Raw genomic sequence first — 14566 nt, forward strand, 5'->3', positions numbered from 1 at the left:
CTCATCTCATATTAGTTATTTCTTTAGTAAATCATTAAACAATATTAATCATTAATATTAAAAAGCATTTTGTAAATCTCCGAACCTAGTGTTACAGCATTACCTGAAGCATAACCATTCTGAATACGCACTGCCATACAGTATTGTGGATTATCATATGGCGCATATGATATTAATGTAGCATGGTCAGGATCTGTTGTTCTTTCCTGTGCAGTACCAGTCTTAGCTGCAATTGGCATCTTTAATGGTAAAAATGCTGAATACGTTCCAGCAGCAAGATTCATTCCTGTATGAATGGTATTCCATATATCAGAACTCAGCTCCACCTGATTATTAACCTCAGCATGATTTTCCATAATAACATTGCCATCATAATCAGTTATCTTATCAATAAGCGTAAGATTGTAACATGTGCCTGATGTTGCTAGTGTAGTAACATATCTGGCAAGATTAAGAGTACTGTATCTGTGGTTACCCTGACCAATTGCAGATGCAATGGCATTCTGCGAAGATGCTCCCGGAGTACCCTCTTCTATCTCTATACCGGTCTTTGTTGAAAGACCAAGCATATCAGAATACTTCTTTAATATGTTAGTACCATAAGTGCTATTATACGAACCATTCTTGCTACATGCAAGATTGTATCCAACATTATACATATAAACATTACATGAATCTCTTATGGCAGTTACAGGTGTCTCACTTCCATGTCCCCATTTCTGCCAACATCTAGGGGATGGTGTAACCTTATCAAACACACCAGAGCAGTTAAATGTTGTAGATGAAGAAATTATCCCACTATCAATACCTGCAATAATTGTACATGGCTTATAAGTAGAACCTGGGGCTATAAAAGACTGCGTTGCCCTGTTAAGCAGTGGACTTGCATTATCAGTAACAAGTGAACTGTAATACTTTGCATCTACTGTTCCTGACAACTTGTTATTATCATAACTTGGATATGAAACAAGTGCCAGAATATCGCCATTATTAGGATTAGTAACAACTGCTGAGCCTGAGCATGGTTTAAGTGCAAGCTGTCCAACAGTAATAATCTTATTAGAGATAACATATGACATAAATTCATATGCTCCCATGCTTCCTGATGAAAGAGATTGATAACGTGAATCATCTGCATTCATATCAAGAACGCCCTGTTCATAAAGAAGCATACACACCTGTCTTCCTGAAATACTTCCAGCATTAATCATATATTTGTACATTTTCTTAAAAAATGCTGTATCAGAATCAAGTGCTGAAATAATATAATCAACAAGTGCATCATATGACTCCTGAAGACTTGTATACTTCTCTGATGTAAGAGATGACATATCTATCCAGTTCTTAGATATACCATACGTCAAAAGCTGTGAGAGACTTGTCGAATCCCCGTATACCCAGTCATAATAAACACTGTCGCTTGTATCAACATTAGCCAGACTGAATATATTCTCACTTCTTAAAAGGTCATATATATACCAGATATACAACTGCTGTTCCTCTGAAAGTTTTCCATAAGCAGTGTTACCAGATTTAAGCTCACTATCCAACCATGATAAAGTCTGTGCCTTTTTTGTCTCAAACTGACTGTAAATCTCAGCTTCATTAGGTGTATTCTGTTCTTCAATTTCTTTTAATGAAACCAGATTATTATCAATAAGTGCAAAATATACTTCCTGTGCTGTTATATATATAGTATCAACATCACCAGAACCATTATAAGTTATCTTATTGCTTCCAGGTGTGAAATATTTCATGAATATATCGGTTATCTCATCTTCTATTGCATTATATATTGATTTCTGAAGGTTAATATCTATTGTAAGATATACATCATGTCCAGCCTGTGGATCTTCCTGATCAAGCACCTCTGTAACTCTTCCTACAGTATCAACATATACCGATTTCTCACCCTTTACTCCGGATAACTCATTCTCCATGCTCTTTTCAATTCCTGATTTACCAACAACATCATTACTTTCATATCCGTCGCCAAGCTCCTCTAATTCTGAATTAGAGACTGTTCCAGTATATCCAAGTATTTGTGAGCAATATACACTATCAACATATCTTCTTATATACTGCTCTTCCACAGTAACACCAACAAGACCATCACTGTTTTCCAGTATAGCTGCAACAGTTTCATCCGATACTTCATTTGCAATAATAAATGTAAGATATCTGTTATACGAATTGGCAGCCATATATCTTCTTAGATTAACAATCATAAGAGAATGTTCTATTCCAAATTCATCATAATTAACCTCATAAGTCTTGCAAAGGTACTTGAACATATTCTCTGCTGATGTAGCCTTCTGTTCGTCAGAAAGTGCTGCTATCGACTCAGTTCCATAAGAATCTCTTAAAAATCTTAAAAGCGATGTACCCTCAACATTATATGAGAACTGTCCATTATTATAGATAATAGGAAAATCATTAGAATATGTATCTCCATGATTTTCTATAATATCTAATGTCTTGTTAATAGAATTATTAATAGTTGTATTCTTAGTTGCGTTATCTGAATATCTTCCAGAGTCGCTTATCTTGACTGCGTATGACAGATCATTGTAAGCAAGAAGAACACCGTTACGGTCATAGATACGGCCTCTGGCAGCCGCAACACTCATATCTTTCTGTATAGAGCTTGATAAGTCTTCAACATATGAATCTCCCTTTATTATCTGAAGAACAAATAATCTGTGAACAAGAACAGAAATCAGAACAATAAACACAAGAATCATAGGAAAAATTCTGGATTTGAGAAGACTTACAATATAATCAAATACTTCCTTCATCAATCTTACCCTTCTTTTTTCTCTCTCTTCCTGGCTCCGTTATCGTACAGAAATAATGTATAGGATGATATATAATAAGAGAAACCAGTGCTGTATATACAACTTCCGGCAAAATAAATCTCGACATGAAAAATCCTACATTAAGTCTGTTATGAAGCAGGAAATTACCAATATATGATATAAATCCATATCCGAAATCAGCAGTTATCACAAGTGCAAGAGGGATAAGAATTTCTCTCACCTCGTACTTCTGATAAAAAAAGCCTGAAAAATATCCTATGTAAATAAAAATAAGTGCTGTAAATCCGAATAATCCGGAATAAAACAAATCATACATAATTCCTGCAAAAAATCCAGCAAACATTCCATCATTTTTTCCACAGAAAAACCCAAAAAATACTGGAAGAATAATAAGCCAGTTAGGCGAAATATTAGCAATTGAAATAACTCTTGCAACAGAAACCTGCATGAGATAGAAAAACAATATAATAATCAATTCTGTTATCTTTCTTTTCATAATAAATAGTCCTAAACACTTATTCTTTAAGCTGGGTTATGACTAATACCTCCTGCAGATTATTAAAATCAACTGCGGGAACAATATATCCAGACTGGGTAAGATTGTTAGAATCCAGCTTAACATCCTTAACATATCCAATCAGAATTCCCTGAAGATATTTATCACTTATATTGGATGTAACTACTTTATCACCATTTCTGACAATAACATCACTTTTAAAATGTGAAACACGTATCATTCCTGTATCCATAAGTTCAATATCACCTTGAACTATACATGTTTCATTAGTATCTATAAGCATTCCGCTCACATTACTGTTATTCTCTGTGATTGTCTTGACAATAGAATAATTACTTCCTGTTTCAGAAATAATACCTACAAGACCACCACTTGCAATAACATTCATATCAACTTTAAGCCCATCATCTGTACCTTTATCAATCTTGAATGAAGAATGCCAGTTATCTGTTGTAACTTCAATTACTCTTGCTCCGACTTTAGAATAGCCTGCATACTGCTGGTCAAGCTCATACAGCTCACGGAGCCTGTTAAGTTCATATGAATCCTGCTTTAACTGATTATTTTCTTCTGTAAGCTCATCAATCTGACTCTGAAGATTCTTATTCTCATCAAGAACAACTGATATTTCCTGAAGCGTCTGGTATTTGTCATAAACCCAGAAGCCTATATTGTTCATACCTTTCTGTACCGGAACAACAATCATTGAAACACATTTTTTAAGAGGCTTGGTAAGCGTATCTGTAAAAAAGCTTGTTCCAATAAAGAAGCAGCACAGAACCGTAAGTGCAATGAGAATATTCTTCGAAGTCATAAATGAAGAAATTTTCTTTCTCATTCTAAAACCTGCCCTTAATCAAAATTTTTCTCTGTTGGAGTATATGCAACCTTGGCAAATTCAGGATTAGATACAACTCCCATAAGACCTCTTACAACGCTTTCTGCAGGATGTTCCACAATGTTGACATTAAGATTAGTCTCATCCTTAATAAATTTCTCAAGATTATTAATCTGAGATGTTCCTCCTGTAAAATAAACACCATCTTTAATAATATCTGCCGCAAGTTCTGGCGGAGTTCTCTCAAGAATAACTTTAATTGCATCCATAATCGAATGTAATGAATCAATTATTGCCTGATATATAATATCAGAAGATATATCAACACTTACAGGCAGTCCTGATAAAACATTTCTTCCAAAACCAGGTGCAAAGCTTTCTGATACAGGAACAGCACTTCCTAACTGTTTCTTTAAATTCTCAGCAGTCTTGCTTCCAATAACAAGATTATAGGCTTTTCTTACGTTGCTTATAATGCAGTCATCAAGCTTATTACCACCAATCTTAACAGCCTTGCTTATAACGATTCCTCCTAAAGAAAGTACAGAAATTTCTGTTGTCTCAGCGCCGATATTAACAATCATGATACCTTTAGACTTGGTTACATCAAGACCTGCACCAATTGCATCTGCAACAGGCTTATCAACTACAAAAACATTCTTAGCCTTTACCTTTGAATCAACCACAAGTTCATAAAAGGCTCTCTTCTCTACTTCTGTTACATCTGTAGGTACAGCAATATAGAAATCTGAACCTGTAATCTTCTTTCCTTCATTAATCTTATTAAAGAAACTAAAAAGAAGTGTCTGCATATTCTCAATATCTGCTATAACACCAAACTTTACAGGGAAAGAAACCTCTATATGCTCAGGAGCTTTCTCATACATCTCATATGCTTCATCTCCAAAAGCTAAAAGCTCTGTTTTATTAGCAATAGCTATAATATTCTTCTCATTAAGTATCTTATCTTTGTCACTGCAGCACATTTTGAAATTACTTGTGCCTATATCAATTCCGTATGCGTTACCCATATCTTACTTCCTTTCTTAATTGTTAATTAATATATTGCATTTGTTTAAAACTGAAATAAGAATTATCTCCTATAACAATATGGTCCAGCAGCTCAATCCCTACAATCTTCCCTGCTTCTGCCACATTCCTTGTAACCTTCATATCTTCCCTGCTCGGAGAAGGATTGCCTGAAGGATGGTTATGAAGAAGAACTATTGAAGCTGCCCTGTTATCAAGTGCTTCTTTAAATATCTCTCTTACCGAAACCATTGAACCAGTGGAAGTTCCTACAGAAAGCACCTTATCTCTTATAAGACAGCATCTGTTATCAAGCATAACAAGTATAAGATGTTCTTTCTCAAGATGTCTCATGTCTTCCATATAATACCCTGCTATTGTCTCTGCATTGGAAAAATCTAATTTTTCTCTTGCCTTCTGCTTGGCAATACGCCTTGAAAGCTCAAGTATACAGCATATCTGCACAGCTTTAGCCTTTCCTATGCCTTTAATCTGCATAAGTTCCTGAACAGACATATTATAAAGTCCGTTAAGATTACCAGCACTCTCCAGTAACTTTTCAGCAAGTTCGATAGAACTTAATCCGTTCGTTCCGGTTCTGATAATGGCAGCTAACAGCTCCGCATTATCCAGCGCTGTTGCCCCATATTCAAGGCATTTCTCATAAGGAAGAAGCTTATCATCTTCTACACCTGTTATTATATTCTCATATACCATAAATTAAACAGCAGTCAGATTAAATAAATCTGTAAATAATAATTGCAAGTATAACGCCTATTATACTGGCAATAGTAATCTTAATCTGGAGTGCAAATGTTAATACAAGTACCCCAAGATCTAATACCAGTGGACTGTTAAGACCAAAACTCTGTCCATAAGACAGCCAGCTTAATGTATGTACACCGGCAGTAAGTTCTGCAATAAGACCGCCAAGCACAATGCCTATCAGAATGAATAGCCATAAAAGCCAGCCGTTCTTATATTTAGAAATGTTACTCATAGATTTCACCCTTTAATCATAAATTGGAGTACGGAAAAATCCATACTCCAATGCATTATAACACAAATATTAATTCAATCAAAGCTTTATAAGGTCTTTTTCAAACATTTTCTGAACACTCATCATAATTCCAAGCTTTGCATGATACCATGTAAGGCCTCCCTGGAAGAATACTGAATAAGGTTCTTTTAATGGGCCATCCGCAGAAAGTTCTATTGATGAGCCTTGAACGAAAGCTCCGGCAGCCATGATAACGTCTGAATCATATCCTGGCATCGGCCATGGTTCTGGTGTAACAAAGCTGTCAACAGGTGCTGCCGCCTGGATTCCTTTACAGAAAGCAAGAAGCCCGTCTGCACTTCCAAGCTCAACTGCCTGAATAATATCATATCTTGGCTCACTTCCATCAGGTCTTACTACAAAGCCTGCCTTTTCGTATACATTTGCAGCAAATATAGCACCTTTAAGTGCACCGGCAACAACTACAGGTGATAAGAAAAGCCCCTGATAAAAGCTCTGGTTTACACCGAGTGTTGCACCGACTTCTTTCCCAAGCCCCGGTGAAGACAATCTGTAAGCCGCCTGCTCAACACATTCTTTCTTTCCTGCTATATAACCTCCGCATGGAGCAAGTCCGCCACCAGGATTCTTTATAAGCGAACCAACTATCATATCTGCCCCAACCTCTGAAGGCTCAATTCTTTCAACAAATTCACCGTAGCAGTTATCAACCATGCATATAACATCTGGCTTGATTCCCTTGATAAAACTTATAAGTTCTCCAATTCTTTCAACTGAAAGTGTAGGTCTTGAAGCATATCCCTTAGAACGCTGGATTGTAACAAGCTTTGTTCTTTCATTGATTGCATTCTTAATTCCGTCATAATCAAAGCCTCCGTCTGGCAGCAGGTCAACCTGTGCATATGTAATTCCATATTCTGCAAGACTTCCCTTAGAAGGTCTGATACCGATAATTTCATCCATTGTATCATATGGCTTTCCAACAGGCGACAAAAGCTCATCACCCGGTCTTAAGTTAGATGATAAAGCTACATTTAACGCATGAGTTCCGCAGATAATCTGTGGTCTTACAAGTGCATCCTCTGTCTTGAATATATCTGAATATACTTTCTCAAGAGTATCTCTTCCATCATCGTTATAACCATAACCTGTTGTTCCTGATAAATGCATCTCAGCAACCTTATTATCCTGCATTGCCTTTATAACCTTCATCTGGTTATATTCTGCATTCTTGTCTATCTCTTCAAATCTGTCATGAAGCGACTTAATTATATTATCGCAGTAATCATATACTTCATCACAGATTCCCATATTCTTATACATTTCTCTCATAATCATATAATTTCCTTTTCTTTTAGTTGTTCAAGCATATACGAAAGTGCATCTTCTCTTCGTATCTGGGAAAAATCCACCCATGTAACCGACGGTTCTCTTCTAAACCATGTAAGCTGTCTTTTTGCAAAATGTCTTGTATCCTGCTTAATCATTTCTCTAAGACCAGCCTCATCACATCTGCCTTCAAGATAATCGAATACCTCTTTATATCCAATCCCCTGCATGGCAACATCGTCCTTTACAAGCCCCATGTCCGACAAATGTTTTACCTCATCAAGCAGTCCATTGTCAAACATTATATCAACACGCCTGTTTATTCTGTCATATAAAATTTCTCTTTTATCATTAAGGACAAAGTAGCAGAAATTATAAGGCGACTCTTTAGCTCTCTGCTCGTTATTATGTTCTGATATCTTCCTGCCTGTCGTCTTATAAAATTCAAGTGCACGGATAACTCTTTTGACATTATTGGCATGAATTGCCTCTGCAGATTCAGGGTCAGCTTCCTTTAACATATCGTGAAGCACCTCTGCGCCCTTGGTATCAGCAATCCCCTGAAGGTAATCCCTGTATTCATAATCACTTTCATCATCTTCAAATGTAGAATCATATAAAAGTGCCTGAATATAAAATCCTGTACCGCCAACAACTACAGGAATATGACCGTTCTCACGGATTTTTTGTATTGCATCTACAGCCATAGTCTTGAATCTTGCCACATCAAAGCCCTCTGTCGGCTCAATCTCATCAACAAGATAATGCTTAACACCCTGCATCTCTTCTTTTGTTATCTTGGCAGTTCCGATATCCATATATCTGTACACCTGCATGGAATCGGCACTTATTATCTCACCGTTTACCGCCTTTGCAAGTGCAATGGAAAGCTCTGTCTTTCCAACTGCTGTCGGACCTGTAAGTATTATTAAAGGTTCTTTTTTCATATCAGCCTCTATACTATTCGTTTAAATTTCTTTTCTATCTCATATTTGCTCATCATAATAAGCGTTGGTCTGCCGTGTGGACAGTTATATGGATTTTCTGCCTTCATAAGCTCGTCCATCAGTTCAAATGCTTCATTAAATGACAGTCTGTTATTGCCCTTTACAGCCGCTTTACACGACATACTTGCAACCTTTTCAGTGATAATATCAGGATCTTTTCCGGCACTTTCTTCAGAAAGTCCATCCAGAACATCAATAAGGAGCTGTTTGTAATCCATTTTAGGAAGTCCGGCAGGAATTCCTGTAACCTTATATTCATTACCGCCGAATTCTTCTATCTCATATCCTAATCTTTTAAATATATCCTGATTAGCCTTGTATATTTCTTCCTCATGCATATTAAGTGACAATACAATCGGTGGAAGAATCATCTGAGTTCCTATTGTCTTATTATGAAGCTTATTCATTGTTCTTTCATAAAGCACCTTTTCATGTGCTGCATGCTGATCCATCATATAGAACTTATCTTCAAATTCAATGAGCCAGTAGGTATCAAACAGCTGTCCTATGATTCTGTATTTGTTACGGCTGTTTTCATCAAGAAGCTTATTCTCAAAAAGGTTCATCTGCTTTGGTGGTTCAGATTTTGTCACAGCTTCATATCTTACTTTATCTTCTTTAACCATCTGCAGAGAACCCTTAATTTCAAATGGCTCCGGAAGTCTTTTCGGCTTAATTTCTGCATTTGCAGACTCTGCAGATTTTGTGTCTGTCTTACATGGCATACTATCCGAAACATTCTTCTCTGGCAGCTTAATATCTGGCATAACGTTTTTTACAACAGGTGCTTCCTGCATTTTAACTGCAACAGGGTCAGGCACAGAAACTTCTGCTATAAGCTCCTTTGAATTAAGGGCTTTTAAACATGTATCATATACAAAATTATATATATATTCATTGTTCGAGAATCGCAGTTCCATCTTTGTTGGATGTACATTTACATCAATAATTGCGGGATTAATCTTAAAATGTATCGCACTGAACGGATAATTATGTGGCATTATAAAGCCTTATAGGCATCCTCTATAGCCTTAGTTATAATACTGCTCTTGATATATCTGCCGTTGATATAATAATTCTCATATGTCCTGTTTCCGCGGACAACCATAGGCTTGCCAATAAAACCAGAAGCCTCAATATCCTGCGACTTGCCGCTGATTTCATACAGATTATTAGTTATATCCCTGCCATACACATTATATATTATATCTTTAAGATTCATATTACCCGATGTATGCAGCTTATTCTGGTTATTACTTATGAACCTGAACGAAATATCAGGATGCGAAAGTGCCAGATATTCCACAAGCGAACCAATATATCCTCCCTCGGTAGTCGCTGTCTTTAAGAACTTTCTTCTAACAGGAGTATTATAGAAAAGATTTCTTACAATAAATGTAGTTCCCTCCGGAGCGCCTATTTCTGCCACTTCACCTGGTACTCCGCCATCAATTGTATAACGCACACCACTCAGACTGTCAGCAGTCTTGGTAATAAGTTCAACCTGTGATACAGCAGCTATACTCGCTAGTGCCTCACCTCTGAAGCCCAGAGACGAAACAGCCATAAGATCTTCAATTGATTTAATTTTACTTGTTGCATGTCTTTTAAATGCTATCTCAATCTCATCTTTATTGATACCACTTCCATTATCAGTAACCCTGATAAATGAAATTCCACCTTCCTTTATCTCAACTGTAATCGCAGTTGCTCCGGCATCTATAGCATTTTCAACAAGTTCTTTAACTACAGAAGAAGGTCTTTCGACGACCTCTCCTGCAGCAATCTTATTAATCGTATTCTGGTCTAAAAGTGTTATTGACATACAATCCTCCCTGTTTTGTGAAACAAAATGCGACTGCCCTTGCAGGAGCAGAGGATTTAGTCTCCTTGTTTTACCAGCGGTTCTTAGCTTTTCCCTGCAGCTTATAAAGCGTATTCAGTGCATCAATAGGTGTCATATTGCTTATATCAAGATTCATTATATCAGTTACTATATCATCATCCTTAACAGTATCAAAAAGAGACATCTGCTTAACTTCAAGGTCATTAACATTTCTGTACTTGTCATTCATCTTGTCAAGTTTCTTTGAATACTGTGCAATATCCTTAGCTTTCTGTGATATATCAGCATCACTTAAGTCCACAACAAGCTCCTTAGCCCTGTTAAGAACCACATCAGGTACTCCTGCAAGCTTCGCAACCTGAATACCATAACTCTTATCAGCACCGCCTTTTACAATCTTTCTTAAGAAAACAATATCATCACCGTTTTCCTTGACAGCAATACAGTAATTATTAACTCCGTCAAGAGTTCCTTCTAATTCAGTAAGTTCATGATAATGTGTTGCAAAAAGTGTCTTGGCTCCTAAGTATTTAGTATTGGCAATATACTCAACAACAGCCCATGCAATACTCAATCCGTCAAATGTGCTTGTTCCTCTTCCTATTTCATCAAGAATTATAAGACTCTTAGGAGTTGCATTTCTTAAGATATTGGCAACCTCTGTCATCTCAACCATGAAAGTTGACTGCCCGGAAGCTAAGTCATCAGATGCTCCGACTCGTGTAAATATACGGTCAACAATACATATATTTGCTGAATCAGCTGGAACGAAAGAGCCTGTCTGTGCCATAAGCACAATAAGTGCCGTCTGTCTCATATATGTAGATTTACCAGCCATATTAGGACCTGTGATAATTGAAATTCTGTTCATTCCATTGTCAAGATAAGTATCATTGGCAATGAACATATCATTAGAAATCATCTTCTCAACTACAGGGTGTCTGCCGTTCTTAATATCTATAATACCTTTTTCATTAATCTTAGGTCTTACGAAATTATTCTGTGTTGCAACAACAGAAAGTGAAGCATACACATCAATCATTGCAACAGCCTTGGCAGTGTTCTGTATTCTTACAACCTCTGCCGCTATGCGCTCCCTGACTTCACAGAATAAATCATATTCGAGTGAGTACAGCTTATCCTCTGCGCCAAGAATAATATCTTCAAGATGCTTTAACTCATCTGTAGTGTATCTTTCAGAACCGGTAAGAGTCTGCTTTCGTACCCATTCAGCAGGAACAAGGTTTTTAAATGAATTAGTAACCTCCAGGTAATATCCGAATACCTTGTTATACTTAACTTTGAGATTCTTAATTCCTGTCTTTTCTTTCTCCCTGCTTTCAAGCTCTGCAAGCCATTCTTTTCCTTTAATCTTGGCATTACGAAGCTCATCAGCCTCTGCTGAAAAGCCGTCCTTTATCATTCCGCCATCACGCATTGTAATCGGAGGATCATCTATAATTGCAGTGTCAACAAGATTATATAAGTCTTTTAAGTCGTCCATCTGCTCAAAGCACTGTCTGAATACATCACGCTTAAAATGTCCTATCTGATTCTTAATGTGAGGTATCATCTCCAGGGAATTCTTAAATGCAATTAAATCTCTTGGATTAGCCGACTTACAACTAATCTTAGTCATGATTCGCTCAAGGTCATATATAGGGCCAAGATATTCACGAATCTCTTCCCTGTCAATTGCATTATCAGAAAGCTCCTCTATCGCATCCTGTCTTCTTATGATCTCATCTCTGTTAATAAGTGGCTGCAGCACGAGATTTCTTAACGCTCTTGCACCCATTGCAGTCTTGGTCTTATCAAGTACCCACAAAAGCGAGCCTTTTTTCTGCTTTTCACGCATAGTCTCAACAAGCTCAAGATTTCGTCTTGATGAACTGTCTATAAGCATATATTTACCTGTTGTGTAAGGCACAATGCTTGTTATATGAGACATGTCACTTTTCTGTGTCTGGGTAAGATATATAAGAAGTGCTCCCGCAGCATCAATTCCTACCGGATAGTCCTTGATTCCAAGTCCGTCCAGCATATTTACATGAAAATGTTCTTTCAGCTTTGCCTTGCATGAATCATCATCAAAATACCAGTTCTCAAGTGTTGACACTGATACAGAAAGCTTTTCAGATATAAATGTAAGATCAATTCCACTCATTGCAAAATACTCGTTAAGTATTATCTCTGAAGGAACAAACTTATTAATTTCGTCAATAAGCTCCGCACCTGTCTCAATCTCAGTTACAAAAAAGTCACCTGTTGAATAATCTGCAATAGCAACACCTAGCACATCACCAAGATAAACAATACTCATAAGATAATTGTTCTTAGTCTCATCAAGTGCCTGGCTGTTTAAGTTAGTTCCTGGTGTTACAACCTTTATAACCTCTCTTTTGACAATACCTTTTGCCTGTTTCGGATCTTCCATCTGTTCACATATTGCAACCTTGTGTCCATTAGAAACAAGCCTGTTAATATAAGTTTCTGCCGCATGAAAAGGAACGCCGCACATTGGCGCACGTTCCTCCTGTCCGCAGTCTTTTCCTGTTAATGTAAGTTCCAGTTCCTTAGAGACAACCAAAGCGTCATCAAAAAACATTTCATAGAAATCTCCAAGTCTGTAAAAAAGTATGCAGTCCTTGTACTCTGCTTTAGTAGCAAGATAATGCTGCATCATTGGTGAATACTCTGCCATTATATTACTCCCTGATTAATTCTCTATAAGTCTTCCCATATAGTAAAATCCCTTGCATTCGTCAAGATGTACTGTCACAATCTGTCCGATAAGTGATTCATCTCCTGCGAAATGTACAAGAATATTGTTAGTCATTCTGCCTGTAACAAATCCTTCTTCATGGTCATCTTTACCCTCAACAAGCACCTTCATATCCATGCCTTCGTATCTCCTGATATGTTCATGAGATACTTCATTGACAGTTGCAAGCAGTCTGTTAAATCTGTCCTTAACAACATTCTCAGGCACCTGATTCTCCATTCTGGCAGCAGGAGTACCCGTTCTTTTTGAATAAATAAATGTATATGCGCTATCAAACTTTGCTTTCTTTACAACATCAATAGTATCCTCGAAATCTTCCTCTGTCTCTCCTGGAAACCCAACAATAATATCAGTTGTAATAGAAACATCGGGCAGTATTCTTCTTATCATCTCAACCTGCTCTAAGTAATGCTCTTTAGTATACTTTCTGTTCATCAGTTTAAGAAGCCTTGAGCTTCCTGACTGAAGTGGAAAATGTATATGATTGCATATTTTCTTTGAATCCCTTATAACTTCAAGTGTCTCCTCTTCTATATCCTTTGGATGAGGGGTCATGAATCTGATTCTTTCAAGTCCCTCTATCTTATCAATCTCTCTTAGAAGCTGCGCAAATGATACAGGATTGTCAAGTGTCTTTCCATAAGAATCAACATTTTGTCCAAGAAGCATAACTTCCTTGACGCCATCCTTCACAAGCCTCTCAATCTCCATAATGATATCCTTAGGCTCCCGGCTTATCTCTCTTCCTCTGACATAAGGAACGATGCAGTATGTACAGAAGTTATTACAACCATACATAATATTAACACCTGATTTGAATGGAAACTTTCTTTCTGTAGGAAGCTCCTCAACAATATCCTTTGTCTTTTCCCATATATCAATAACCTGGCTTCCTGATGTAATTCTGTTATATATAAGCTTTGCCATTGCATATATGTTAAAAGTTCCAAAAACAATATCAACAAACTTATAAGAATCTCTTATCTTCTCGACCACATCAGGTTCCTGCATCATACAGCCACACATTGCAATAAGCATATGCGGATTCTTTCTTTTGACATTCTTAAGATGTCCGAGACGTCCATAAACCTTAAGGTTGGCATTCTCTCTTACAGTACATGTATTATATATAACAAAATCTGACTTATCCTCGTCCTCTGTCTCAAGATATCCAATCTCTTTAAGTACACCGAGAAGCTTCTCCGAATCCCTTGCATTCATCTGGCATCCAAATGTGTGTACACATGCATACAATGGTCTGCCTATTTCTTTTGTTTTCTTTTCCAAAAACTTCTTACATTCTCCAATATAATAAAGCTGTTCTTCAAGTGCACTGGTGTTATTAACTTCCTGCATTATCTACATTTCTCCATTC

At 37.0% G+C, this 14566-nt stretch carries 10 protein-coding genes and 1 pseudogene; all 11 read right to left on the reverse strand.

Annotated features, from left to right (window positions below; all coding sequences use genetic code 11):
* Positions 1 to 44: 44 nt before the first annotated feature.
* Complete coding sequence (locus tag DW963_RS03860) at positions 45 to 2798, reverse strand: penicillin-binding transpeptidase domain-containing protein (protein ID WP_117913916.1); 2754 nt, start codon at positions 2796 to 2798, stop codon at positions 45 to 47.
* Positions 2782 to 3315, reverse strand: coding sequence for a rod shape-determining protein MreD (mreD, locus tag DW963_RS03865; protein ID WP_117913917.1), 534 nt, complete (start codon positions 3313 to 3315; stop codon positions 2782 to 2784). Before mreD ends, DW963_RS03860 begins: the two co-directional genes overlap by 17 nt.
* A gap of 19 nt (positions 3316 to 3334) precedes the next feature.
* Complete coding sequence (mreC, locus tag DW963_RS03870; protein ID WP_117913918.1) at positions 3335 to 4174, reverse strand: rod shape-determining protein MreC; 840 nt, start codon at positions 4172 to 4174, stop codon at positions 3335 to 3337.
* Positions 4175 to 4188: 14 nt separating this feature from the next.
* The gene (locus tag DW963_RS03875) at positions 4189 to 5205 is read right to left on the reverse strand and encodes a rod shape-determining protein (RefSeq protein WP_117913919.1); all 1017 of its coding nucleotides are present in this window, start codon (positions 5203 to 5205) and stop codon (positions 4189 to 4191) included.
* A gap of 22 nt (positions 5206 to 5227) precedes the next feature.
* Positions 5228 to 5920 (reverse strand): RadC family protein, encoded by a 693-nt coding sequence (gene radC, locus DW963_RS03880; protein WP_117913920.1) that lies wholly within the window; start codon positions 5918 to 5920, stop codon positions 5228 to 5230.
* A 19-nt stretch (positions 5921 to 5939) separates the two neighbouring features.
* A complete protein-coding gene (locus DW963_RS03885; protein WP_117913921.1) occupies positions 5940 to 6203 on the reverse strand; it encodes a DUF4321 domain-containing protein in 264 nt (87 codons plus the stop codon).
* Positions 6204 to 6281: 78 nt separating this feature from the next.
* Positions 6282 to 7562, reverse strand: coding sequence for a methionine gamma-lyase family protein (locus DW963_RS03890; protein WP_117913922.1), 1281 nt, complete (start codon positions 7560 to 7562; stop codon positions 6282 to 6284).
* Positions 7559 to 8500: a tRNA (adenosine(37)-N6)-dimethylallyltransferase MiaA gene (gene miaA / locus DW963_RS03895; protein ID WP_117913923.1), complete on the reverse strand. Its 942-nt coding sequence runs from the start codon at positions 8498 to 8500 to the stop codon at positions 7559 to 7561. The genes DW963_RS03890 and miaA overlap by 4 nt, the downstream gene beginning before the upstream one ends.
* Before the next feature lie 8 nt (positions 8501 to 8508).
* Positions 8509 to 10385: pseudogene (gene mutL / locus DW963_RS14135) on the reverse strand (DNA mismatch repair endonuclease MutL).
* A 70-nt stretch (positions 10386 to 10455) separates the two neighbouring features.
* Entirely contained in the window at positions 10456 to 13110 is a 2655-nt protein-coding gene (gene mutS / locus DW963_RS03905; RefSeq protein ID WP_117913924.1) for a DNA mismatch repair protein MutS, read from the reverse strand.
* A gap of 15 nt (positions 13111 to 13125) precedes the next feature.
* Positions 13126 to 14547 (reverse strand): tRNA (N6-isopentenyl adenosine(37)-C2)-methylthiotransferase MiaB, encoded by a 1422-nt coding sequence (gene miaB, locus DW963_RS03910; protein ID WP_117913925.1) that lies wholly within the window; start codon positions 14545 to 14547, stop codon positions 13126 to 13128.
* Positions 14548 to 14566: the final 19 nt, after the last annotated feature.

The organism is Eubacterium sp. AM46-8 (assembly GCF_003466705.1).
Classification (GTDB): Bacteria; Bacillota; Clostridia; order Lachnospirales; family Lachnospiraceae; genus Lachnospira.

Bases quoted from the DNA above. Each gene is read 5' to 3' on its own strand.
- mreC (WP_117913918.1), bottom strand. From the start codon at position 4,174: ATGAGAAAGAAAATTTCTTCATTTATGACTTCGAAGAATATTCTCATT.
- radC (WP_117913920.1), bottom strand. From the start codon at position 5,920: ATGGTATATGAGAATATAATAACAGGTGTAGAAGATGATAAGCTTCTT.
- DW963_RS03890 (WP_117913922.1), bottom strand. From the start codon at position 7,562: ATGATTATGAGAGAAATGTATAAGAATATGGGAATCTGTGATGAAGTA.
- DW963_RS03875 (WP_117913919.1), bottom strand. From the start codon at position 5,205: ATGGGTAACGCATACGGAATTGATATAGGCACAAGTAATTTCAAAATG.
- miaA (WP_117913923.1), bottom strand. From the start codon at position 8,500: ATGAAAAAAGAACCTTTAATAATACTTACAGGTCCGACAGCAGTTGGA.
- mreD (WP_117913917.1), bottom strand. From the start codon at position 3,315: ATGAAAAGAAAGATAACAGAATTGATTATTATATTGTTTTTCTATCTC.
- mutS (WP_117913924.1), bottom strand. From the start codon at position 13,110: ATGGCAGAGTATTCACCAATGATGCAGCATTATCTTGCTACTAAAGCA.
- DW963_RS03860 (WP_117913916.1), bottom strand. From the start codon at position 2,798: ATGAAGGAAGTATTTGATTATATTGTAAGTCTTCTCAAATCCAGAATT.
- miaB (WP_117913925.1), bottom strand. From the start codon at position 14,547: ATGCAGGAAGTTAATAACACCAGTGCACTTGAAGAACAGCTTTATTAT.
- DW963_RS03885 (WP_117913921.1), bottom strand. From the start codon at position 6,203: ATGAGTAACATTTCTAAATATAAGAACGGCTGGCTTTTATGGCTATTC.